This window comes from Mechercharimyces sp. CAU 1602 (assembly GCF_024753565.1).
Lineage (GTDB): Bacteria > Bacillota > Bacilli > Thermoactinomycetales > JANTPT01 > Mechercharimyces.
This window is the reverse complement of the sequence record NZ_JANTPT010000001.1, coordinates 1,345,004-1,368,984: the sequence shown is the minus strand read 5'-3', so window position 1 is coordinate 1,368,984 and position 23,981 is coordinate 1,345,004. Positions and strand designations below refer to the sequence as shown.

Here is a 23,981-nt window from a genome sequence, read left to right as displayed (position 1 = left end):
GCGATGCGAATTGATGTACTATCGCTCTTCCCAGAGATGTTCACAGGATTTCTTCATACGAGCATCATCAAGCGTGCACAGGAAAAAGGGCAAGTATCGATCGGTGTGACTAATTTTCGGTCGTATAGCACTGATAAGCATCATACAGTAGATGATGAGCCTTATGGCGGCGGCGGTGGAATGGTTCTGAAGCCAGAGCCCATTTTCAAGGCAGTCGATGACTTGTTGGCAGATGATGCTTCTCAAGATATCCCGATTGTGCTCATGAGTCCACAGGGAGAGCGATTTACGCAGAAAAAGGCAGAAGAGCTGGCGGCGCATTCGCGCCTGATGCTACTATGTGGTCACTATGAAGGGTTTGATGAGCGAATTCGGCAACAGGTAGTTACTGAGGAGTTGTCTATCGGGGACTATGTGCTGACCGGAGGCGAATTGCCAGCGATGGTAGTGATGGATAGTGTAATTAGGCTCCTTCCAGGAGTGCTGGGCAATCATGATTCGGCTGTGGATGACTCGTTTTCCACCGGTTTGCTAGAGTATCCTCACTATACGCGCCCGGCGGAGTATCGAGGATATAAGGTGCCGGATATATTACTGTCAGGTCATCACGCTAACATCGCTACCTGGCGCAGACAAGAATCGCTTCGTCGTACCTTCGAGCGTCGTCCTGATTTATTGCAATCAGCGCCGTTGAGTGAAGAAGATCGTGCTTATTTGCGCACTCTTTTCCACCCACTCGATGGGATAGATTGAGTTTTAGGATCATGCTGTGATAAAATATTTTCTGCGCTTATTATACGGATTGTGAAGGAAAAGCGAATGAAACTTTAAGAAGGGAGGATATTAACAATGAAACCATTGGTTCAGGATTTTGCAAACGAACAGTTGCGTCAAGATATTCCTCGTTTTCGTGCAGGAGACACCTTACGTGTACACGTGAAAGTTGTTGAAGGACAGCGTGAGCGTATTCAGCTATTCGAAGGTGTTGTGATTCAACGTCGTGGTGGTAATATCTCCGAAACTTTCACCATTCGTAAGGTATCTTACGGTATCGGTGTAGAGCGGACATTTCCTCTACATTCCCCACGGATCGAAAAGATCGAAGTGATTCGTCGCGGGAAAGTACGTCGTGCAAAACTATACTACTTGCGCAAATTGCGTGGGAAGGCGGCGCGCATCAAAGAAGCACACCGTCGGTAATCAAAAAGGGCTTGTCTGCAAGCCCTTTTCCTTTATTACAAAGAAAGAGGAGGGGCTTCATGAGCGAAGATATCTCCCGGTCACAGAGAAAGAAGGAGAGAAATCAAAGAGAGACGCGCGAGTGGGCATATGCTATCTTGATCGCGGTCGTCCTTTTTTTCGTTATTCGTATTTTTATTTTTCAGCCTTTTAATGTATCCGGTCCCTCTATGCAAGAAACCTTATATACTAAAGATAAGGTGATGGTTAATAAACTTTTATATCGCTTTCAGGAACCAGAACGTGGAGATGTGGTGGTTCTTCATGCACCAGAACCTGAGGATGCAGGTAAGGAATTTATTAAAAGAGTGATTGCTGTAGCGGGAGAAACCGTGTCAGCAGAGAATAATCATATTTATATTAATGGCGAACGGATAGAGGAAGACTATATCCCAGACACCAAACGTGTTAATGACTTTGGTCCGGTTGCGGTTCCTGATGGCAGTGTCTTCGTAATCGGGGATAATCGGATTAACAGCAAGGATAGTCGTGAGTTTGGTCCTGTGGAAACAGATCATATTGTGGGACGGGCGGAGGTAATCTTTTGGCCCTTTGACCGTATAGAGCTCCTTTGGTAGGTGACAAATAACTGATGACCATTCAATGGTATCCGGGACATATGGCAAAAGCCCGGAGAGAAGTAACGGAGAAAGTAAAATTAGTAGATGTATTGATTGAGCTATTAGATGCCCGACTGCCGCTATCTAGTCGCAATCCTTTTATTGAAGAACTTGCTCATAAACCACGAATTATTGTTTTGACTAAAAGCGATATGGCTGATGCAAAGGCGACTGCAGACTGGATTGAATTTTTCCAGTCGACGCAGACGAAAGTGATTGCTTTAGATACGCGTTCAGGGAAGGGAATTCAAAAGATCCAGACGTTAGCGCGCGATCTTTTAGCGGATAAGATTGCTCAAAATGAGAGCAAGGGCATTCAAGCACGGCGTATTCGAGCAATGATCTTAGGGATTCCCAATGTGGGTAAATCATCGTTGATTAATCGCTTGGCGGGTAAGAGTGCAGCTAAGACAGGGGATCGACCAGGGGTGACGAAGGCGCAACAATGGATACGAGTGGGACAAGAGATGGAACTATTAGATACGCCAGGTATCTTGTGGCCTAAGTTTGATGATCCCAAAGTAGGGTTGCGCTTAGCCTCAAGTGGTGCCATTCGTGAAGATATTCTACCCGCAGATGATATTGCGCTCTACTTATTGGAGTGGCTCTCGAGGCGATACCCAGAGCTACTGAGTCAGCGATATCAGGTAGAAGAAACAGATCAAACTCCTCTAGCCTTATTGGAAGAGGTGGGACGTCGTCGTGGCTGTATGCGACGTGGAGGCGAGATTGATTATGAAAAAGCTGCATCGATCGTTTTAAGCGATGTTCGTTCGGGACGAATTGGACTCATCTCTTTGGAGTGGCCACGAGATTGGGAAGAAGTTATGGAGGACGCGTGATGAGCTGGCAAGGGACGATTGCAGAGCTAAAAGCGTGGCTGGCTACACAAGAACAGATCAGTTTAGAGGATCTTGCTTTGCTACAAAGTGATACACGTACAGGCGTTCAGCGTTTGTTGTTACAGTGGCAAAGGCAGCAGGAGATGGAACGTAAAGAGGCGGAGCGAGTAGCCATGATGTGGAACTACGAGCGTACATATCGGGATAGAGGCTACGAAGCGATCGTGGGAGTTGATGAGGCAGGGCGGGGTCCATTGGCGGGCCCTGTCGTCGCAGCAGCAGTCGTGTTACCACCTGATTTTGAGGGCACGGGTTTAGATGATTCTAAGCGGCTGACAGAGGAGAAGCGTTTACTTTTACGTACCCGAATTGAACAGTATGCTCGCGGGTGGGGAGTAGGAATAGTGGATGCTGCTTATATCGACGAGCACAATATCTTAAAAGCAACACACGAAGCCATGAGACGGGCAATAATGGAACTAAAGATTACTCCAGACGTCCTTCTTATCGACGCTGTGAAGTTAGCGGACACAGAAGTGAAACAGGAATCGATCATTAAGGGAGATCAGTTAAGTGTCTCGATTGCAGCAGCTTCAATCATAGCAAAAACGACCCGCGATGCGCTGATGAAAGAGGCAGCGCTGAGCTATCCCCAGTATGGATTGGATAAGCATATGGGGTACGGTACAGCAGAACATTTGGCAGCTATCCGGAAGTGGGGTCCTACTCCACTTCATCGTATGAGTTTTGCTCCGGTAGCAGAGTGGGCAGATCATACTCAGCATGTGAAAGCGAAGTCAGCAGGTGAATGAGTGACTCATTTAGAGTATCATTTTTGTGTAAGGGGAAGAAATCTCCTCTGACATGAAAGGTACTCTTTTTTGTAGTGTTAATTCGAAGTTGTTAAACGATTCCTTCTTTGATAAGCTTTTAATAGAATAGAAGAAGAGCGAGTGAAAGAGGGGAGTAACGTGCCTGGACAAGGGGATATACGTAAACGAGTGGGGAGTAGGGGAGAGGAGTGTGCCCGCGCATACTTGCTCGCCCATGGTTATGTGATTAAGTCGATGAATTGGCACACGAAAGTAGGGGAGATTGATATCGTTGCTTTAAAGGAGAGAAAATGGGTTTTTGTAGAGGTGAGAAGTACGAGAGGTGCTTCCTTTGGATTGGGATTTCAATCTGTCGATCAACGTAAACAGCAGCAAGTTCGTCGCTTGGCCCAACTCTACTTACAGCAGAATCAGTTAATAGATGCGCCCATACGGTTCGATGTTATTTCCATATGGTTTAAAAATGGTATAGAGAGAGAACCAGAATTATACCACTTACAAGGAGCTTTTTAATCATCAAAAAATAATGTATATCATGTGCTATCATGCATATCTAGAAAGAGCCAATAGGGATATCTCTTCGGCTCTTTCCGATCGTTGCTTATTGTATAGAATCCATTAATCGAAAAAAGTACTCGGATTTCTGTGTTTTATAGAGGTTATACCATGAGTCTAATGTATCTGGTGTAAATACATCCAGAATCTTCAGTACTTCCCTTGTAAATTCCAGAGGAGCTACTCCTGAAGCTGTAACCAAATTTTTATCGGATACTACAGGCTCTATTTCGTAATAAGTTTCACCATCATAATGAGGGCAGACCAGCTTTAAATACGATAAGTCATTACTTGTATGCTTTCTAGAATCTAGCAACCCGATTTTTCCTAACCCTTCAGTTGCACCACAAATTGCGGCAACGACAGTACCCAGTTCCAATGCTTCTTCAACTTTCTCTAAGATAGGTTGATGGAAGCTCTCTCCCCAAGTATTTCCCCCAGGCAAAATGATAAGATCTTTGTTTTCGAGTTTACATTCATCAACAGTCATATCTGGCTGTATATGTAGTCCGCCCATGGTAGTAACCATTTCTTTAGTGGCTCCTACTGTAAGCACTTTTATAGGAGCTACTCCTTTCTTGAAATACCTTCCTGAGTTTAGTTCAGCAATCAAATATCCATATTCCCAATCGGACATCGTATTAAATACATAAAGGTATACCTGTTTTGTAAGCATTAAATACCACTCCAATAACATTAATAGGGTTCGACTATCTTTATATTATATAGGAACATAAGTTCTGTGTATAGAGAAATTTATAAAGTGTGTATGTAAAAAACGAGTTCAAAATTCCAACCTCATATTGATCTCGCCATCTATTTAGAGAGTTAAATGACAATTTGGACCTGTTTTAAGTCAGCGATGGTGAGCACTTTCTATCTCCTCCTTACGTAATATAGTGAGAAGATATCTATTGGGGGTGTAATATGAATAAATGTAATCTTAAGATCGAAAGATGCCCTGAGTCACCCATTCTCAATACAAATAATATTCAAAAGTTATTTGTTAGAGGAGGGAATAATTTTCGTATTTCTGTAAAAGTTTCTGGAAATCCACATGGTATTCCAGTTGTATTTATTCATGGATATAGTGAAGCGTGGCTACTTTGGAATTTCCAATTTGCTAGCCCCCTGCTGCTAAGAAAATACCGACTAATTGCCATTGATATGAGAGGGCAAGGAGAATCTCAGCCCAAGTCATTTAATCCTCAAGATTATATCAAAGGAACACTTTATGCAAACGATATTGCTTCCGTATTTAAACGGTTGCAATTAAAAAACGCAATTGTGGTCGCACATTCCAGAGGAGGGACATGGCTTACAACATATTTAAAATATTTTGGTCCCAACCGGATCAGTGGCATTATTCTAGTCTCCTCACGTGTAGAAATCAACACGCCTTTTGCCAATGAAGTCTTAACACCACAAGCGCGAAGTGTAATCCCTCTTCTGACGAATCCTTGTTTACAAGTAACTGCCGAGGGAGTGAAACAATTTGTTTCACTTTTGACCAATTGCACATTGTCAAGAAGTGATGTGCAAACCGTTCTTTCCTATATTGCATTGGTTCCTTCACAAGTTAGGGGTCTCTTAAATTTAGAAGAACCTGTTACTCTACAAGAGGTATGGCCTCAAATCAAGCTACCCGTTTTGATAATTCAAAGTAAAGATGATGCTATAATAAAATTTAAAGCAGCAATAGCAATTAACCGTGTGATCCCTAATTCGAAAATATTGGCCTTGCGTACAGTCGGACATAGTCCGTTTGCTGAAATTCCTGTTGCTTTTAACCTTATTGTAGATGCATTTATAAAAAATATTTCATGCTATAGATGAGTAAATGAGCAGTAAAAAAATTTGTTATAGGAGATTTATGGGTGTGATTTTCTCATCTAGGATTATCTTTTACTTCTATATTGGGATTTCTCTTTCTTATAGTAGAAATAAATTCTGCTTTATGTTTAGGCGATATCATCACATAGCCTCTTTTATATGTGAGTCCCAATCTGTTGAAAGAAAGAGAAGGGCTAGACATAAAGCTTCTAACTTCTTCTATTCTTTCAATGGAGTGATAAGGAATTTTCCATTGGAATACACAAGATTTGATCAAAAGATGGGTATCATCTGTTTCATAGTATGTTCTAAACCATGTTAAAAGGATAAAGGTATCGGATAGCGATAGGATAATCAGAGGAGCGACTTCAAAATCAACGATCAACAAAGCTGCAAAGAAAATATGGAAAATAAGCAATGGTATAAATAAAACCATCGCTAGGAGACGGCTTTTTTCAGAAGGAAATCTCTTTCTCATCATGACACTTCCTTAGATCCTGTAGTTTGTAGTAAGGGTTATTCGTGACAGTGAGTCAACAGACCTGCTTCCTGAATATAGTTTATCGACCAAATTTCCATTAACTTAACCACTAAACTCACCACCGCCACCACGGGGACCACGTGCGCCACGAGGGCCTCTTGATCCTGGTGGACCGGTTGGACCGGTTGCTCCCTCTACGATTGGCTGTCCGATTTTAGTAACGAAAACATTGCATTCACCGAGTAATTGACGCTGAAACGCACCTGGTGTTGTGGGGAAATTGGTCGAATCAGTCAATCCTGTCACATATGCATTACTTACTTCATCGACTGCGATACCACCACTATCATCGAAGCCATTCCCGCCTAAATAAGAAGAGAATATCAGGTTTGCACCTGTTAGACTCACTTGTGAAACAAAGGCACTTTGTGTTCCCGTCAATCTAGGACTAAAGGCATTTGGAGAAATAGGGAAGTCGGATGATTCTGTAAATCCAGTTACCCAAGCGTTGCCGAAGGGGTCTACACCAATCCCGATACCTCCATCCAAATTACTGCCGCCGATAAAGGTGGAATATATTAATTGTGAGGCCGCATCATTGATTTTTGTCACGAACGCCTCAGCTTCACCTGCAAATTTTGTCTGGAACGCACCGATTGTCACTGGAAAGTTAAGCGAAGTTGCTGTCCCTATAACATACGCCTCCTTTGAGACGTCTACGTCTACACAGAGAATGACATCAGAAAAGCTTCCACCTAGATAGGTAGAATAAAGTAAAGAGTTTCCTGTCGCATTTATTTTGCTGATGAAGCCATTGCTCGCACCATTGTTCATGGACTGGAACACACCAGAGGTAACTGGAAAATCTGTTGACGATGTTTCACCTACTACATACGAGTGATTGACTTCATCTACAACAATACCATTTCCTAAGTCTCGTTGCTTCCCGCCTAGATATGAGGAATAAACGATGGCCGTCGCACTATTATTTATTTTGGAAACAAAGGCATTCAAGTCTCCACGAAGCCTTGTTTGAAACGCGTCTGTACTGATGGGGAAATTGGTAGAGCTGGTCGCACCAGTCACAAATGCTTCATTGGAGGCATTTACGGTAATTCCACGGGCAAGGTCGTTCGATGAGCCCCCTAAATAGGTAGAGTAGAGAAGGTCATTTCCACTAGCATTTAATTTAGAGATGAATGCATCCGTCGCTCCGCCAAAGATACTTTGCAGAGCCCCCAACGTTATGGGGAAGTTGGTGGAACGAGTAAATCCAGTGACATAGGCATTATCCTCTCGGTCAAGTGCAATTCCTCGACCCTCGTCTGTCTGATTCCCCCCTAGGAATGTTGAATAAAGCAATGATGTACCAGTATTATTTATTTTTGATATAAAAAGATCATTATTACTCGCTTTCGTTTGTTGAAATGATCCACTCGTAATAGGAAAATTACTCGAGTTGGTTTGCCCTGTCACATAAGCATTTCCGCTTGAATCAACAACGATCCCCTGTCCAATATCCATTCTATTACCCCCGAGATAAGTGGAGTAAAGAATAAATGGATCTACAAGTAGGGGATATCTGGGGTCATATCCTTCACGAAAGGAAAAGCCGATGGTGCCGTCTTCTCTTAGGATAAAGTTTGTGGGAATTTCTTCAATAGTGTCTCCGTTTCGTTGTTGGAAGCTAGTCGGAGCTTTCTCTATAAGACAGCCACTAGGAGTTGAGACGATCAAGTCGCCCATCTTGGTTAGTGATAGATCGTGCACACCGCAATAATTGAGTGAAATCTTCCCTGGTGGGATACCTGGTCGTACAAGAAAATCATATTTTAGTCCGCTTCCTCTTTCATAGAAGTAGGCATCCACACCCTCCCATAGATTAGAGTAATATATTCCTTCTCCTCTATCTCCCGAGAAATACGAGATGTTTGTACGGAGGTTCGCTCCTTTAAAAAGTAATGAAATGGGCTTTTCGTGTAATAAACCTCTTTTCGCAAAAGATAACTGCATCCGATTCCAAAAAAAGTGAAGGAAGACTTTTTCTCCGTTTAACGCAATCACAATCCTCTTGTTTTCCTTCACCAGCGGAATCAATTTACATCATCCTCTCCCTTTTTTATATAAGGTATGCTCTATTCTGGGGTTCGATGATCATTCTAACGATACAGTTGCTTAACCCTGAGCTTTACATGGATAGAAAATCATAAAGAGGGTAGTCCCCATTAGATTTTTTTTCATGTGTAGTTTAATAATAGAGAGAGTATATTTTTAAAATTTCATATTTTTGATGAATCTCTGAGGAAGTGCTTGTATATCATGATATTGTAGACAAAATTAGATTGAATAAGGGAGATGGTTGTTTTGGCAGGTCCAACATTTGATGGTACAAAAGTGGGTAAATTTCCGATTGGAATAACGGTTTCACCGTTTTCTGCAACACTAAAATCAATTTACCAAAAAGCAAACTATAATATTAATTACACTGATTTAGAGAGTATTCTTAATAGTATAACAGAAGAAGCGGTGGAGCATTGGAATAAGAGGCTAGAGGTGAAGGCTTTTGAACTACGTGTGCCCTCAATCCAAAATAACGGGGGTGCCTTTGACTGCGCTTTGGGCGAAAACAATATCGTGGTATACCCTTACATTTATGCAGAAACACCCCTTTCAATGGGGGGGACACTTAAGTGGTTTAAAAATGAAAGTGGAGATCAGTATTCCCCGACTCCATCCAATTTCTCTTCCACTCCGAGCAAGTTTCCATTCCCAATAAACAGTGGCACAGTAAAAATTAACTTCTTTGCACTAGACAAGAAGTTTTCAGAAATGGTTGTTCAGCACACAGTAAATAGTGTGAAATCAGTTCCCCATTCTACTGTCAATGTAGATGGAATCAAAAAAGCAATAGGTACAGATGATTTCACGGTTAACGGTTGGAGTTACCTTTTTACAGTTATTCATGAATTGGGTCATGTGTTGGGCTTAGATCATACCGACGATACTCGCTCAGTCATGTACAAAGGGTTTAATCATCTAGTGCATAAACCGTATTCTGAAAAGAAATTAGAACTTAGTAGTATAGATATTGGTCCTGTAAAAGAGTTATATCAACTGTAGAATGGATTAAACATGTGGAAGCGCTAACCATATGGTTAGCGCTTCTTCTGTTTCTGGGTATCACTTAAGATATTAGGATTTCTTTATATTCATAAACGGATCCATTTCATCCATGTGGTGGCGATCGTGCTCCTATCTTCAGAAAGAAGCTGAGACTTTGTCACCCCGGATGCGGCATATGTAACGGCTTTACGATTTACTTCTTCTACATAGACGGGGTTTCACTAATCTTAATTTACCCAAAATAGATGTTGAATCATAGGATAAAACATTATGATTTATCCTATGGACGGGTATGGAATGAAGAGCATAAAGATGGTTGATTGTAGTTTAAGGGATGTGACAGAAGAAATGATGAAGACATGTATGTTGCGAAGAGTAGGGAATCTAGATACGTTTGTGCCAGAGGGAGTCGATATACACTAGATGAGGTTTCTGAGTTGATGCTACTTTCCTGTCACATTCAATGCGTTTCAAGGCTGCCACGCAGGAGCTGATGATGCCTTTGTGACGCAGATGAGCTTTTCTGGTCAAGGAATTCCTTTTGGGAGCAGATAGGTGCAACGGGTTCGACTGGAGCTATCGGATCGTAAAGGCAAGGTCCACGGAGGAGCGGGAGGAGAGTTTAGCGGGTAGAGAATGCATTATGTGGCAAGAGGATGGGTGTGTGTATCTATTAAAAATGCGAAGTGGTGATAGAGGAAGATAGCGAGGTATCATCCCTCAAGAGAGGGTTTTCATATAGTAGGTTTTATTATAAAAGGATGCGGAACTAATTTGCCCCGTATCCTTTTAAGCTTTAACAATGAAAGAGTGGATCATTATTTTTGGATGCTGGAGAATGGATTAACCGGCTTGTTGGTGATTTTCTAACAGTTCTTGGTGTAATTCATCGCCCCCAACATGGATGCGTAAGGAGACCTTATCGGAGCTATTTTCCTGCCACGCACGCAATTGATGAAAAAGCAGATAGATGCTCTTTTTCACTTCCACTTGGGGAAATGATTTAATATTGACGAAAAAGCTATATAGCGCAGGTTCGTTTACAGCGTGGTACGTAATTTTTAATGATGTAAATGTATCTTCTAACCCTTGCACCATATATTTAACGGGGCTAGGACAAGGAGATTTTTCATCGAGGGCATGCAAAGTAAATCCCATCATGGGATAGCGATTTAGGTCGGACTCGGAGTAAGCAGCATTTTCCCGATTATGAGGATCATAGAGGAAGAATTCGATATGTATTTTCCGCGGCTCCGCTTTCTTTTTCTCTTTAGCAAACATTTTCTGCCTCAACTTATCATTTTCTTTTTTTAACGCTTGTAATTCGTTATACCATAGCTCCCGCTCTTCACTCTTTTCTTGTGGAGGAGTAGATTGAAATAGTTGTTTGATAAAGGAAAACATGAAGTTCCCTCCTTGCTAAGTTACATAGTGACTTGGACAATGCCTTCTATCCTTCTTATCCTATCTTATATGGAAGCGGTTTGTACAGTTCTTTCGTTGAATACACGCTCATTTTTCCATTTGTGAGTAAGCTCATTTGGAAAGAGAGTGAGAAACTTCTAGAGAGGAAGGAATTTTTACGTAAGAAATGGAAGCTCTATTGTATGGAGTAGCCTTAAATGAGGTTTGTTCGCTTGGGGTAGGGGGAAAGCAATCATGTATGCAAAATTGTATAGCTGTTCGATACATGGATTAGATGGAGTAGTGGTTGAAGTGGAAGTGGATATTAGTAATGGCCTGCCTGCATTTGATGTCGTGGGCTTGCCTGACTCTGCAGTACGGGAAGCGCGAGATCGTGTACGTGCCGCTATCAAAAATAGCGGATATTCATTCCCATTACAGCGCATCACGACGAATTTAGCCCCTGCAGCTTTACGTAAGGAAGGGTCAGGTTTTGATCTTGCAATCGCATTGGGTGTGCTGTTTGCAAGTGAGCAATTGATATGGAAAGAGAGTGATTCGTGGTTGTTGTTAGGGGAGATGGCGCTCGATGGTGGTTTGCGCCCGTTGGCAGGTGTGTTACCGATGGTGATTGCCGGCAAAGCGGGAGGGTTTCGTAAAGTAATCGTCCCTGCTAGCAATGCAGAAGAGGCGGGTCTGGTTGCTGGTATGATCGTATTTGCAGCTAATACGATACAGGAAGCGGCGGCGATTTTACGTCACGAAGAAGCACCTCCGGTTCCGCTCACCTCTATCACAGCAGCAACTACGAAAGATGTTCCCGCAGACTTTGCTGATGTCCGAGGTCAACGCCATGTTAAGCGGACCATGGAAGTAGCGGCGGCAGGTATGCACAATCTTCTTCTGATTGGACCACCTGGATCGGGAAAAACGATGTTGGCACGTCGGATACCCTCTATCCTTACTCCGATGCAGGCGAGTGAATCGCTTGAAGTCACAAAGATACGTAGCATTGGGGGTCTTTTAACTCAGAAGGGGAAGCGAGAAGTTCATCGGCCGTTTCGCGCCCCGCATCACACGATCTCTCCAGCAGGTTTGATCGGCGGTGGCTCCATCCCTAAACCGGGCGAAGTAAGTCTCGCCCATCGTGGCGTCTTATTCTTAGATGAGCTTCCTGAATTTTCGAAGGGAGCATTGGAAGTATTACGCCAGCCTTTAGAAGACCACCATGTTACCGTTAGCCGAGCTCGTGCTACTTTTTCTTTTCCAGCTAACTTTATGTTAATCGCTTCGATGAACCCTTGCCCGTGTGGGTTTTATGGCTATGAACAAGACCGGGCTTGCACCTGCACCCCCCTACAAGTTCAGCGCTATCGCTCTAAAATCTCTGGCCCTTTGTTGGATAGGATGGACATTCACGTGGAAGTCCCACGAGTGGATTATCAGACTTTATCTGAGGGAACAAAAGAAGAATCCTCAATCAGCATTCGTCAGCGTGTTGTACAAGCCCGCAAACGGCAAGCCGAACGCTTTGACGGTACCACCATTTTACACAACGAAGCGATGCCCCCTGCATATATCCGCCGCTATTGTAAGATAAACAAAGAGACAGACCAACTCCTAAAGCAATCTTTTGATGCCTTAGGGTTAAGTGCCCGTGCCCATGACCGCATCCTAAAAGTGGCCCGTACCATCGCTGATTTAGGAGGGGAGCCAGAAATTCAACTGCCACACGTAGCCGAAGCGATCCAGTATCGGACATTGGATCGAAAGTGGTGGGGGTGAAGAAGACGAAACCCTGGTTTGTATTTCTCTCTCTAATTTTTGCAAACATAGGGGAATATGACGTGTAGTAAAAGGAAGTGACACTATGAAGAGAAGTATGGTCGTCATACTTACTATAATCGCGACTATTCGGTGTGCGATGGCTACTCAAACGGTTCCAACTATCTCCCCATGCCTACTACAACTACCGAAAGGAACGAAAAGCGGCGTACTACAAGCGGAAGGAAGAGACTCAATCGGTAATCAAGGATATTTACCATCGTTATAACGGAAAAATGGGCTACCGAATGGTTCAGCGTCAATTTTCCAAAGAAGGTCAATCGTTTAGTCTGATCACCGTTCATAAATATATGAAAGAACTCAGCCTACGTTCGATTGTCTATAAAAGGAAACCATCTTATCTAAGGGGAAAGCCCCACAAAGTATTTCCCAATATTCTTAACCAGGATTTCTCTCCTTCTCACACCGGTCAGCGGTGGTGTGCGGATTTTACTTATATCCGCCTGTCAAATGGACGGATGAGATACAATTGTTCCATTCTGGATTTGAAGGATCGTAGCATTGTAGCAACGAAAACCGCCTCGTATATTACATCAGACTTAGCCATCGAAACCCTGCAACAAGCTCTCGATCAACACTCCCCAACGACAGGACTGATTTTACATAGTGATCAAGGGGTTCAGTTCACTTCCAAAGCTTTTATCCATTATTGTGAGCAGAACGGCATCAAACAAAGCATGAGTAAGGCGGGATGTCCTTACGATAATGCACCCATGGAGTTTTTCTTTGGCAAGCTGAAAAATGGGCACCTTCATCATTACGTCATCAAGAACGATGAACATCTCAATAATCTCATCACAGATTATATCTTTCGTTATTACCAGCATGTAAGACCCCACAGTGCTTTAGGTGGAAAAGCCCCTATGGAGGCACGTTTAGCTTAATCTTATTCTAATGACCTTTACAACTTTGCTTGACCAGGTCAACTCAATCTCTGTCAGCTTAGACTTAACTTTTTACTGTCTCACTTATTGACTCAAGTCCACTATCTATTATTCAGGAGGTTCCTTAACGGTTATACCTTAGGTTACAATAAGATATACATGAATACTTAGGAGTGGAGCCAAATGCAACACTATTTCAATCCTTTCTGGCTTATAGTTTTGATAATTGGATTAATCGGATTATTTTTTGCGATTAAGTCATTTATAGACTACATTAAAAAATAACAATACTTAAGTAGAAAAGAACATTAGCGTTTTTTTGATGTTTTGATCTCTGTATTCCGATAATAGGAGCGGGATTTGTAACGACCACTCGGTAGTAGCTCTGTAGATACTCTATACTCACTTTTCGTTGTGAGCATGGAGCCTTCTACTAAGTTACCATCTATGAAGCCGTCTAACCTACCATCTGCTGGAGTAAAAAGGGAATGATGAACCCCTTGATATGAAAGGGCTAAGCCCGCAGGAGTGGATAGCGGTGAATCTCCTTTCAAAAGGAGATTCACCGCTATGAAATGGTTTCTTTGGCTGGTAAAAGCCTTTTACTATGCATTAGGAGCCCTTACCTCATTGATAAGGTTCTTGCATGGTCGAAAAGGCCGTAAACAGGTAAGAAGCATCCTGCTCGTGGTACCGAGCGGGATGCTGACGAATAGCAGTCCGCAAAACCGCCATTTAATCGGCGGAGATCGAAAACCGTGTGACGGGTGGTATACACTCGTCACTTTCATGAATATTTGCACTTGTCATTTGTCATAATCCTATACAATTATATCGTAATAACTCAACTTAAGATGATGGAAATGCTATGAGAGTCACCGTTTATAATAGTGGCACTCGGGTCAAACTGCAAGCTTTGATATAAAAGGAGAGCCCACATGGATATTTATGATTACTTAACAGAGATGCAGGCGAACTTATTTCAAATGTCCTATGTTGAAATAAACAATAGGTACTACAATATATGTAAGGAATTAGCTGGTGTATCACAAGCGAATGCAATTAACAACATTAACATGGACAACTATGTTAGAGAATTGAGGTCTGGAATAATAAAATCATTGGCATTAGGTGAAAGAAGTCGATCGAAGGCTGTTTATTTTGAGTATGATTTAGATAACGATTGGAGCAGTAATTTTTATATATGTGATGATTACAATACGTTGGAATTGGAAGAGGATGAGTGGGCTTGTGACTGGACGAAAACTATAGAAGGTCCAGAGCTAGAGGAGTTTGGTGTTTTATATCTGAAGAACGGCTTTGACACGACGAAAAGTGCACTGGGTTCTACTCTTTATCTAGTGGCAAGAACAGTAGTATCTTTTAAAAAGGCTTGTGGGGGTATTGAAAGTTTTGTTCCTATATGTATTGCGTTTCACGACCAGGACCCGATAATGAGAATAAAGAGAGAATCCATGTGAATAAATGGTGTATAGTTGTTCTTTGTCCGAGCGGCTGGTGATGGATCAAGGTTGTTTGAGTGAAAATATGAGTACGCCAAGAGTGGCCGATTAATGCGCATCAGTATAATTTAGTTCCAATTTTTTCTGAGTACACATATATATAACTATCAATAGGTGAGATTATTGGGGGAATGCCAAAGTGCATCAAATTGATTTACGCCCGATGGTTTTTGTTCCTGGAGATAGAAGGACGAAGACGGAATTTTTATATCAGGGAGAAGGGGAAGGATGTAGTTTTTTCTTTTATCGGGATAGAGTCGATTTTCAGTTTTCCACAGATGAAAAGGATGCGAGCCTTTCTTTGCAGTTTATAGACGCTTATCCGCAAGTGGATATGGAGCTAGATTCACTTGAAAATAAGGTTATATATAGAGAAGTATGGAAAGGTATCGATATTATTTTTTCTGGAACTAACGAACAGTTGAAGTATGACGTGATGGTCTATGCAGGTGCTGAGGTAGATAATATTCGTTTAAGGTACGAAGGTAGTGACGCTATTACACTAAACGAGCATGGTGATCTCTTGATCCAAACTTCATGCGGAGTCCTTCGTGAAGAAAAACCGATCAGCTTTCAGTGGGTTCACGGAGAGAAACGATCAATTTCCACCGCATTTCGCCTCTTTGACGATTCTTCAATTGGATTTTCTCTAACTTCTTATAATGTTACCTTGCCGCTCTTGATCGATCCTGTAGTTTTTTACTCTACTTATATCGGAGGAAATGATTTTGATAGGGCAAGGGGGATTGCGGTTAACGCAAAAGGTGAAGCTTATATTAAAGGAATTACGAATTCTGCGAATTTTCCTATCACAACTGGAGCATTTAAAACGATATTGGTAGGAGACTTTGATGCTTTTATCACTCGACTGAATGCTACCGGGACTTCCCTTATTTATTCGACCTACCTGGGGGGAAGTAGCTCAGAATTTTCTAGTATCGTTGTTGGTGGGATTGCTGTCGACTCGCGTGACCAGGCTTTTGTCACAGGAAGCACAACATCTACTGATTTCCCCGTTACGTCCGGCGCGTTTCAAACACTATTCGGTGGGGGAACTGACGCCTTTGTGACGCGTCTTAACGCGACTGGTTCTTCCCTCCTCTATTCCACTTACCTTGGGGGAAGTAGTGTAGACTCTGGTTTTGATATTGCGATCAACGAAAATGGAAATGCTTATGTAATTGGAGGAACAGTCTCAACGGATTTTCCGATAACGGGCGGAGCATTTCAAACGATCTTCAGAGGAAACGTTGAAGTTTTTGTAACACAATTAAGCCCAGCGGGAAGCAGCTTGATTTATTCAACCTTTTTAGGTGGAGATAGAGATGATGTTGGTCTTGGTATTACGTTGGATAAATTAACGAATGCTTATGTAACCGGACAGACAGATTCAACGAATTTTCCAACCACGAATGGGGCTTTTCAAACGATGTTAGGGGGATTAAATGATGCGTTTGTTACTAAAATAAATGCAGCAGGCAATGATCTCATTTATTCGACCTATTTAGGGGGAAGTCAAGATGATAATGGTGTAGGGATTGCTTTAGATGGTGCGACCAACGCCTATGTGACAGGATTTACCCGCTCAACCAACTTTCCTATCTTACCTGATTCTTTTCAGACGGTATTTGGAGGCGGTGAAATTGATGCCTTTGTTACCAAGATCAATGAAGAAGGGAGCTCGTTGGTATACTCTACGTTTTTGGGAGGGGATGCCCTGGATGCTAGTTTTAGAATCGCAGTCGATGCCTTCGGATCGGCTTGGGTTATTGGAGAAACATTCTCGAGCAATTTTCCGATCACCTCAGATGCTTTTCAAAATAGATTGGACGGACCTTCTGATGCATTTATCACACAATTAAGTTTTTCAGGACGAGGGATTTCTTTTTCATCTTTTCTAGGTGGCAGTGATGACGAAAGGGGGTTTGGTGTCGCTTTAGATGCAATAGGAAGTACCTATTTAACAGGGGAAACTTTTTCTAGTAATTTTCCCGTCACTTTTCAAGCGTTTCAAAAACAATTCGGGGGAAATGCTGATGCTTTTGTTATGAAACTGGGTCAGCTAACCGGTGCGATCGGCGCGACCGGCCCACAGGGTCCTCGTGGACAGAGAGGCGCAAGAGGTCCGCGTGGAGTAGAGGGAGGGGAGTCTGGCCTATAGATTTATCAAGTACCGTAAGCGTCGACCCATGTAAAAACAATGAGGTAGCAAATGGTTGATGCATGTGCATGTAAGAAAGTTGACAGGGCGTTACCGGAGAGATCAAGCGCAAGGAAAGCTGTAAACAGACAGTAAGAAGCATCCTGCTCATGGCACCGAGCGGGATGCTGACGAATGGCGGTTCACGACAACAAGTACATAGGACGATGTAAACACTTTAGTGAGAACTACTTCGATTTTACATCTACTGGATGGATATATAATAAGGTGAAGGTTATTAACTACCTATGTGGCAAACTTACATAAATATGGATTGAAGAAGTCACGGAATTAATGGAGTCTGACGTGGATAGATTGGATGACTGCTTACAGGAACGACATCGTAGTTCAGATCTTGTCTATTAGCTGACATCCGCGTTGAACCAGGTGAGCGAGCTCCAGCGTCAAGAGAAAATGACTTTACTCTGGATCATCGAAGTTGTACTAGTGGCTGCTTTATTTTCGTCATGATCGGCTGAGTCTAATCTATTGTCACTGACCCAGTCTAGTCTACCTCGTTTCCTTGTAGTAAAGTCTCATATTAAAGCCCAATTGATCTTAGTGCCCTACTGGTTTTTTGAGCAAACACAATGGGGTTTTCACAAGCGATATAGGTGAAATAATTTAGATCCGGCTGAGTAAAGTAGCGCCCATTGATTGAAACATCAATTAATCCTCCTTGTCGGCGAATTGCATTTAAAAATGTAAGCACTTCGCTTCGTAATAGAACTACAGTTCCTTGGCATAGTGCTCTTCCATCTGATCCAAGAGATTCAAATAAAAACCTCCTTGGGAGAACAAGGGAAGTAGTCGCTAGCTGCCCATCAATAGTTGTGGGTATTCTACGGACAGCGATTGTTTCACAAAATCCTGAGGTTACATTGATTACGTCAGTTGCTCGCACAATCTGTGCAAATGTGCTACATAATCTTTCAAACGCAGGTGTAGGAGGTACACGCGGAGGAAAAACCGTTCCTAACGTGTTCATAATTCTTCTCAACTTTACTGCGGTTACAAATGGATTTTCTATCACTTGATAATATACTAAGATCACTCGTGGAGAGGTGAATAAAGAGAAATCTCTCGATTGAGTTACGGTAATGTTTTGAGCAGATAACATATTCATTAATGGGGTTACTTCATTCTCTAGTACAGCTATCCAACCAAGGTTCAATGTTTGACCGCTAATGTTAGTTTGTTGAAATGAATAGAGACATTCCCGAATTTCTGTTGAGTTTTTATCTAGAATGGTAGCCGAAAAGGGTCTCAGATTTCGAACAATACAAAAGGAAGGGCCTGGTTGTGAAACAGCAACAACTCTAGCATCAAGGATTCTTCCTAATTGTTCACAGACTACTGGGGTAATATTCATGAGTTAATCAACTCCTTCTTCTTTTTTACTTATATTCTGCTTCTATATATATTCAGAAATTAGTTATAGTGTATAGTATTTACGTATTGATATATTTGATAGTAATAGATAACTATATTTCGTGCCTTTTTATTGCTAACAGGGTTAATAAAGTTTGTTATACCACCGCTATCGAAAGCTGGGATAAAGTTAAAGTTTTGTTGATTTAAATTTTTCGAGAGGGAGTTCATCGTCTGAGGCAAGGGGATCGAATCATAAATTTAAATTAACATGATTCGAGGAGTGAGACGGGATGGCGGAGGTTTTAGAGGGGGCGCAAGCTCCTCTGTTCAGAAAAGATAAGGAGGGCTTTTTTGTAGCAGAGGGACGGAGGGTAAAGCTTATGTTTCAGTCAGGGTATTGAATGGATCTGATGAACTGATGTTGCGTTTTGTGGACACATGCAATGAAGTGCTGCCTGCAGGGTTAACGCAAAGTGGGCATGGGTATGAGCAAGTCATTTTTAAAGGGGTATGGCCAGGGATTGATGTGGTGTTCTCAGGGATTGAGGAGCAGTTAAAATCAGATGTGATCGTCCATCCCATCTGATTTCCCCGTTTCCTTAGCGGCTTTCCAGAGTCAATTGGGTGGAGCCCAGGATGCTTTCGTCTTAAAAGTAGGATCACTAACCTCTGTTGGTGCCACGGGGGCTACGGGAGCCACGGATCCAATTGGTGAAGTAGCTCATACGAGAGCTACTGGATCACAAGGCCCAATAGGGCCAAGAGGAAGGCGTGGTATAGGAGGAGGAGAGACTGGTTTTTAACTTTGGATCAAAGCCCTACTTCTTTTCATAACAACCCCTTTCCAAGAGTAGGACGTGCCACAAAAACCCTAAAAATCTCCCCAGTATAGTATATTATTTTCAAAATTTTACCTATATACGTGAGTATTGTATTTATATATAATATATAAGTTCTGTCTAGTAATTTTTTCTTTTTCTTTGCAAAGATAATGTAAAAATCGAAAAAAGAAAGGTGATTTAATTGTTTAAGAGATCATTACTTACAGTCATCACGATTCTATTATTTCTATCTCAAATTGCTCCTATCGCCCCAGTAAATGCCGCAACATCTACAAAATTATCTGTAAATGGGAAGTATAAAGTGCTTGAAGGGGAGATTGTAATTAAAAACGGTGTATCTTATGCTCCGTTTAGGGAAATATTTGAGGCATTAGGCGCGTATGTATACTGGGACTCTTCGACACAACAAGCGGTTGCGAAAACGAATGGAAGAGAATTGAAAGTGAAAAGTAATAGGTCTTATGCTTATTTAATAATGGGTACATCTACTAAAACCGTAGGTATTGATCCTCCCTATATCGAAAACGGTAGTACTTATGTACCTATTAGAGACGTGGCTGAGGCTCTGGGGTTTGAAGTGAATTGGATAAGCGCCACTCAAACAATTGAGATTAATGTTGTGCCAACGGTCTTTGTTCATGGACTCAATTCATCTAGCAACACTTTTAATACAGCTGTTAAAGAGTTGTCCAATGAATTCTCTCAAATCACTCATCGAATTAGAATTGCAGCAAATGGGACTTTAAGTTCTGAGAAGGTAGTGAGTGGAACAGTAGCTTCGCCTCTTATTTCATTAGAATTTGAAGATAACAAGGCATCTTTCTATAAACAAGGAGTCTGGGTGAATAGAGCAGCTATATACATTTCAAATGAATTCGGTGCTAAAAATATGAGTTTTGTCACTCATAGCATGGGTGGGCTCGCTCTAACTAGACATATTGTTGATACGAATGGAAAGTATGTGAAAAAATTAGTTACTTTAGGTAGTCCACTAAACGGAGCACCTCTTGCTAATTTGGCGCAGTTATATAAGGAAGGGGATGCTTATAGGGATTTGGCGATAGGTTCTGATGCAATCAAATATCATTATAGTAGAAGAGGTAATTTTCCGGGAAATATAAGTGTACTCTCTTATGCAGGAAGACAAGAAATAGTACATCCATGGATCACAGGGAAGTACACTCATACCGATGGTGTGGTCAGTGTTGAAAGCGCATTTTATCTAAGCAAGTATACAAGTAATATTCAATGTAAAAGAGCATACGGCTCAGGTCATTCAGAAATTCAAAAAGAAGCAGCTGTTCTTGAAGATGTTAAGAGTTTTCTTATTGGAGAAACAGTAGCATCTGATGGTCGAGGGTGTACCCTGCTCTCAGATGATAAGGAAACTGAGATTTAGTCATATGGGCTATAGTAAGATATTACAGGAGTTTAGAGTTAGCTCTGTTTGAACCATATTTATAGCCCGCGACACATATAAGTGTTAGGGCTATTTTATTACTTTAGGGATCGTACTGGGAGCACGATTAACTGAGATTGTAGGAGTTAATTACTAGTATTTTGAATAGATGTGTGATAGAGTAATTTATATTTTCATTTATGTTACATAGGGGGGATTATTTTGTTGAGTAGAAAAAAGGGGAAGCAGTCTAGAGAGAAATCTAATCTTAAAAAAATAAACTATTTTGATGTTTCATTGATAATCTTAATTGTTATCACCGCAATTTCTTATATTTTCGTGTTTTATAATATCCAAAAACAAGAGGAGTACGAACGACAGCAACTAGAATCAAGTGTCGGTGAAAACGGAATCTCTGAGCAAGAACAGATTTATTCCATATAGGATAATAGCTTTCATCGTACATAATCGTTGGATTTCATACAGTGGAGGGTAACTGATGGGAATATTTGATGCTCATTTTCATATAATTGATCCCCGTTTTCCTCTAATTAAAAATCAAGAGTATCTACCACCCTCATATACAGTGAAAGATTACTGCAAGCGGACAGATCACCTTGACATTGTGGGGGGAGCGGTTGTTTCTGGTTCGTTTCAAGCGTTTGATCAAAGCTATCTTCTCGATGCTTTATCTCGATTAGGCGAGATGTTCGTCGGAGTAACCCAGTTGCCATTTTCGGCTACAGATGAAGAGATTACCTATCTACATCGGAATAGGGTGAGAGCTGTTCGGTTTAATGTTAGACGAGGAGGATCAGAATCTATATTAAACCTAGAGGCTTTAGCGAAGCGAGTGTATGAGTTAGCAGGTTGGCATGTCGAATTGTATATAGAATCTCGTTTTCTCCCAGAGATAGCTTCCGTGATCAAGCGACTGCCAGCAGTTTCAATAGATCACCTTGGTTTAACTCGAGCGGGGTTCCCCACTTTACTCCAGTTAGTAGATCGAGGCATGAGGGTAAAAGCGACAGGATTTGGTAGAACAGAGGTAGATATTAAGGAATCATTACGTACAATTGTAGCTGTTAATCCTAATGCTCTTCTTTTTGGGACTGATTTACCATCTACGCGTGCTGCCCGCCCATTTCGGGATTTGGATATTCAATGGATCACGGAGACTGTGGGCGAAGGTATGGCTCAGAAGGTTCTTTTTCAAAATGCGGTGGAGTGGTATGGAGTGGATGGGAAGGGTTAATCGCTTACCATTGTACATAAGAGATTCTGAGCGCGGTGATTACTCTTAAGTTTGTGTATAGAAAGAACTAGATGAAAAGCCTTACCCCTCCCTCTTTAGTTTTAATTATATCTTAACCTATGACCGAAAATACTAGAGGTGCATAGGATATGAAGAGTGCAGCTAATATAAGGGAGTGGGATGATGAAACGAGTAGTAGAGAGGTCTCCTGCCGCAATTGTGTGGGAGATAGTTTTTTGGTCAAACCAATTAGTAGGAAATACGAATATTCAGATATGGAATCCTGGACTGGAGACTAGTATTGAGACGCAATTGGTGCGTTTTCGAACCATTTTTAAAGGGATTGAAAGTCAAGCGGTTGCATTGATGGAGACACTTGCCCGTTCACAGCACGAGACGAATGGAACGGCGTTGTGGAGAAAAATTGAGCGATTAGTTAAGGTTTCTACAAATGAAACAAAAAGATTTCTTCGTTTTTATATAGAGATATCTGCTACTAGTAAAGTGATACGTACGGATGCGAGGTTATTAGGAATTATAAATAATATTAATAAAGAATCGGATTATTTCCTCGGTATTTTAGATTCGTTTGCGAAAGAAAGTAAACACCAACATGAGCAGAAAAGAGTAACCCCACCTTCTTCTGCAGTACAGAAAGCGTGGGAGATTTGTTTTTGGAAAAATCAAGAGATCGGAAATACAATTATATATACATGGAAGCCTACATTGGGCGAAAAGGATGTAGAAAAACTGTTACGGTTTAGAGCGGAATTTACGGCCGTTAAAAATGTGTCTCAACAATTGTTGGAATCTTTACTTCGCAAGAAAGATCAAGCGGATCCTTTTGTGGAAAGAACAGTGAATAAGCTGGCTGTGGTTTCATTAGAGCAAAGTAAAGCGTTTGTCGCTTTTTTGGAGAAGTTGTTAAAGAGAAATGAAACCGTACTGCAAGATTCGATATTACAGGCATTAATTCAAAACTTGAAAAGCGAGTCGGATTATTTTATTGGGGTGATCACTTCGTTGTTGAGAGAGTGTGTGTATAAAAAATGAGACCACTTCGAGGAGCGGTCATTTTTTTGATATGCTAGGAGTGGATAGAAGTGGTTCTTTGTTATTCGGAGTATATCTTATCGTTAGACGCGATTTCCGATGGTAAATCTTCCTCATGGGGAGGATGAAAAGATAGTTGATAGTGGAGAAATTGTATAGACTCCCCCTCGCAGTCGAGTGTTTCAGTGTGAGTGCACGTAAAGTTATTACGGGTGAGCACTCGCTGAGAAGGGATGTTGGTGGTTGTGGTTTTGGCGTATAAGGTATGGATGAGCTTCAGTTTACGCGTATGTGAGATTAAAAGAGTGAGTGCGTTAGTTGCGATTCCCTTTCCTACGTGGTGTTCTCCAATCCGGTAGCCGATATGGGCACAGTGATGGTGGATGTCAACCAAGTTGATACGACCTATGATTCTTTTATGCTCGTCGAGAATAAGATGAAAGGTTGAAAGACCGTCTGCTTGCTCAGTTAGTAAAGCATCGTGGCGCTGGAGAAAAGTGGGGTAATGGTAATAATCATCCCCGCGTCCAGGGATCATGCTTTCAAAATAGATGCGGTTTTGGCATTCGAATTCGAAAAGCTGGGGCGCATCTTCCTGAGTTAGCTGTTTGAGTGAAATCATGGTATCCTCCTTGTCGCTTTTTGTAAGTATATCATAGGCTAAAACGAAAGGAAG

26 protein-coding genes are annotated in these 23,981 nt (G+C 41.7%); 19 read left to right on the top strand and 7 right to left on the bottom strand.

Annotation, left to right across the window (positions count from 1 at the left end; genetic code table 11):
* Nucleotides 1-3 precede the first annotated feature (3 nt).
* The 6 genes from trmD (at nt 4) to NXZ84_RS07130 (ending at nt 4,047) form a co-directional block, all read left to right on the top strand.
* Nucleotides 4-753, top strand: a complete 750-nt coding sequence (gene trmD / locus NXZ84_RS07155; RefSeq protein WP_258839583.1) for a tRNA (guanosine(37)-N1)-methyltransferase TrmD — start codon at nt 4-6, stop codon at nt 751-753.
* A gap of 96 nt (nt 754-849) precedes the next feature.
* A complete protein-coding gene (gene rplS, locus NXZ84_RS07150) occupies nt 850-1,200 on the top strand; it encodes a 50S ribosomal protein L19 (protein WP_258839582.1) in 351 nt (116 codons plus the stop codon).
* 59 nt (nt 1,201-1,259) lie between these two features.
* Entirely contained in the window at nt 1,260-1,817 is a 558-nt protein-coding gene (lepB, locus tag NXZ84_RS07145; RefSeq protein ID WP_258839581.1) for a signal peptidase I, read from the top strand.
* Nucleotides 1,818-1,831: 14 nt separating this feature from the next.
* Nucleotides 1,832-2,701, top strand: a complete 870-nt coding sequence (gene ylqF, locus NXZ84_RS07140) for a ribosome biogenesis GTPase YlqF (RefSeq protein ID WP_258839580.1) — start codon at nt 1,832-1,834, stop codon at nt 2,699-2,701.
* A complete protein-coding gene (locus tag NXZ84_RS07135; RefSeq protein ID WP_258839579.1) occupies nt 2,701-3,513 on the top strand; it encodes a ribonuclease HII in 813 nt (270 codons plus the stop codon). The genes ylqF and NXZ84_RS07135 overlap by 1 nt, the downstream gene beginning before the upstream one ends.
* A gap of 159 nt (nt 3,514-3,672) precedes the next feature.
* A complete protein-coding gene (locus tag NXZ84_RS07130) occupies nt 3,673-4,047 on the top strand; it encodes a YraN family protein (protein WP_258839578.1) in 375 nt (124 codons plus the stop codon).
* An 88-nt stretch (nt 4,048-4,135) separates the two neighbouring features.
* On the opposite strand, the gene NXZ84_RS07125 is transcribed toward NXZ84_RS07130, so the two are convergent.
* Nucleotides 4,136-4,765: a type 1 glutamine amidotransferase family protein gene (locus tag NXZ84_RS07125; RefSeq protein ID WP_258839577.1), complete on the bottom strand. Its 630-nt coding sequence runs from the start codon at nt 4,763-4,765 to the stop codon at nt 4,136-4,138.
* A gap of 251 nt (nt 4,766-5,016) precedes the next feature.
* Between NXZ84_RS07125 and NXZ84_RS07120 the strand changes: the two genes are divergently transcribed.
* Entirely contained in the window at nt 5,017-5,925 is a 909-nt protein-coding gene (locus tag NXZ84_RS07120) for an alpha/beta fold hydrolase (protein WP_258839576.1), read from the top strand.
* Between the two features lie 52 nt (nt 5,926-5,977).
* Here the strand turns inward: NXZ84_RS07120 and NXZ84_RS07115 are convergent, their stop codons facing one another.
* Together NXZ84_RS07115 and NXZ84_RS07110 are read right to left on the bottom strand one after the other, a co-directional pair.
* On the bottom strand, nt 5,978-6,400 hold the full coding sequence (locus NXZ84_RS07115; protein WP_258839575.1) for a PH domain-containing protein: 423 nt from the start codon (nt 6,398-6,400) through the stop codon (nt 5,978-5,980).
* A gap of 105 nt (nt 6,401-6,505) precedes the next feature.
* The gene (locus tag NXZ84_RS07110; RefSeq protein WP_258839574.1) at nt 6,506-8,488 is read right to left on the bottom strand and encodes an SBBP repeat-containing protein; all 1,983 of its coding nucleotides are present in this window, start codon (nt 8,486-8,488) and stop codon (nt 6,506-6,508) included.
* A 279-nt stretch (nt 8,489-8,767) separates the two neighbouring features.
* On the opposite strand from NXZ84_RS07110, the gene NXZ84_RS07105 reads away from it, so the two are divergent.
* Nucleotides 8,768-9,523: a M10 family metallopeptidase domain-containing protein gene (locus tag NXZ84_RS07105; protein ID WP_258839573.1), complete on the top strand. Its 756-nt coding sequence runs from the start codon at nt 8,768-8,770 to the stop codon at nt 9,521-9,523.
* A gap of 846 nt (nt 9,524-10,369) precedes the next feature.
* Here NXZ84_RS07105 and NXZ84_RS07100 read toward each other — a convergent pair.
* Nucleotides 10,370-10,930 (bottom strand): hypothetical protein, encoded by a 561-nt coding sequence (locus NXZ84_RS07100; protein ID WP_258839572.1) that lies wholly within the window; start codon nt 10,928-10,930, stop codon nt 10,370-10,372.
* Nucleotides 10,931-11,185: 255 nt separating this feature from the next.
* Between NXZ84_RS07100 and NXZ84_RS07095 the strand changes: the two genes are divergently transcribed.
* Together NXZ84_RS07095 and NXZ84_RS07090 are read left to right on the top strand one after the other, a co-directional pair.
* On the top strand, nt 11,186-12,715 hold the full coding sequence (locus NXZ84_RS07095; protein WP_258839571.1) for a YifB family Mg chelatase-like AAA ATPase: 1,530 nt from the start codon (nt 11,186-11,188) through the stop codon (nt 12,713-12,715).
* A 134-nt stretch (nt 12,716-12,849) separates the two neighbouring features.
* Complete coding sequence (locus NXZ84_RS07090; protein ID WP_258839570.1) at nt 12,850-13,659, top strand: IS3 family transposase; 810 nt, start codon at nt 12,850-12,852, stop codon at nt 13,657-13,659.
* Between the two features lie 308 nt (nt 13,660-13,967).
* On the opposite strand, the gene NXZ84_RS07085 is transcribed toward NXZ84_RS07090, so the two are convergent.
* Complete coding sequence (locus NXZ84_RS07085) at nt 13,968-14,213, bottom strand: hypothetical protein (RefSeq protein WP_258839569.1); 246 nt, start codon at nt 14,211-14,213, stop codon at nt 13,968-13,970.
* Between the two features lie 16 nt (nt 14,214-14,229).
* On the opposite strand from NXZ84_RS07085, the gene NXZ84_RS07080 reads away from it, so the two are divergent.
* From NXZ84_RS07080 to NXZ84_RS07070, 3 genes are all read left to right on the top strand, one after another.
* Nucleotides 14,230-14,478 (top strand): hypothetical protein, encoded by a 249-nt coding sequence (locus NXZ84_RS07080; RefSeq protein WP_258839568.1) that lies wholly within the window; start codon nt 14,230-14,232, stop codon nt 14,476-14,478.
* A gap of 119 nt (nt 14,479-14,597) precedes the next feature.
* Complete coding sequence (locus NXZ84_RS07075; protein WP_258839567.1) at nt 14,598-15,140, top strand: hypothetical protein; 543 nt, start codon at nt 14,598-14,600, stop codon at nt 15,138-15,140.
* A 181-nt stretch (nt 15,141-15,321) separates the two neighbouring features.
* On the top strand, nt 15,322-17,343 hold the full coding sequence (locus tag NXZ84_RS07070; protein ID WP_258839566.1) for a DUF7948 domain-containing protein: 2,022 nt from the start codon (nt 15,322-15,324) through the stop codon (nt 17,341-17,343).
* A 580-nt stretch (nt 17,344-17,923) separates the two neighbouring features.
* On the opposite strand, the gene NXZ84_RS07065 is transcribed toward NXZ84_RS07070, so the two are convergent.
* A complete protein-coding gene (locus NXZ84_RS07065; protein WP_258839565.1) occupies nt 17,924-18,754 on the bottom strand; it encodes a DUF1259 domain-containing protein in 831 nt (276 codons plus the stop codon).
* A 399-nt stretch (nt 18,755-19,153) separates the two neighbouring features.
* Between NXZ84_RS07065 and NXZ84_RS07060 the strand changes: the two genes are divergently transcribed.
* The 6 genes from NXZ84_RS07060 to NXZ84_RS07035 all read left to right on the top strand — a co-directional run bounded on the left by NXZ84_RS07060 (nt 19,154) and on the right by NXZ84_RS07035 (nt 23,305).
* Nucleotides 19,154-19,342, top strand: a complete 189-nt coding sequence (locus NXZ84_RS07060; protein ID WP_258839564.1) for a DUF7948 domain-containing protein — start codon at nt 19,154-19,156, stop codon at nt 19,340-19,342.
* Nucleotides 19,343-19,376: 34 nt separating this feature from the next.
* A complete protein-coding gene (locus NXZ84_RS15100) occupies nt 19,377-19,559 on the top strand; it encodes a hypothetical protein (protein WP_309495662.1) in 183 nt (60 codons plus the stop codon).
* A gap of 220 nt (nt 19,560-19,779) precedes the next feature.
* Nucleotides 19,780-20,997 carry a stalk domain-containing protein gene (locus tag NXZ84_RS07050; protein WP_258839563.1) on the top strand — a complete coding sequence of 406 codons (1,218 nt, stop codon included), beginning with the start codon at nt 19,780-19,782 and terminating at the stop codon, nt 20,995-20,997.
* A gap of 225 nt (nt 20,998-21,222) precedes the next feature.
* Nucleotides 21,223-21,441, top strand: coding sequence for a hypothetical protein (locus tag NXZ84_RS07045; RefSeq protein WP_258839562.1), 219 nt, complete (start codon nt 21,223-21,225; stop codon nt 21,439-21,441).
* Nucleotides 21,442-21,496: 55 nt separating this feature from the next.
* Nucleotides 21,497-22,252, top strand: coding sequence for an amidohydrolase family protein (locus tag NXZ84_RS07040; RefSeq protein ID WP_258839561.1), 756 nt, complete (start codon nt 21,497-21,499; stop codon nt 22,250-22,252).
* A 183-nt stretch (nt 22,253-22,435) separates the two neighbouring features.
* The gene (locus NXZ84_RS07035; RefSeq protein WP_258839560.1) at nt 22,436-23,305 is read left to right on the top strand and encodes a hypothetical protein; all 870 of its coding nucleotides are present in this window, start codon (nt 22,436-22,438) and stop codon (nt 23,303-23,305) included.
* 61 nt (nt 23,306-23,366) lie between these two features.
* Here the strand turns inward: NXZ84_RS07035 and NXZ84_RS07030 are convergent, their stop codons facing one another.
* Complete coding sequence (locus NXZ84_RS07030) at nt 23,367-23,927, bottom strand: GNAT family N-acetyltransferase (protein WP_258839559.1); 561 nt, start codon at nt 23,925-23,927, stop codon at nt 23,367-23,369.
* Nucleotides 23,928-23,981 lie beyond the last annotated feature (54 nt).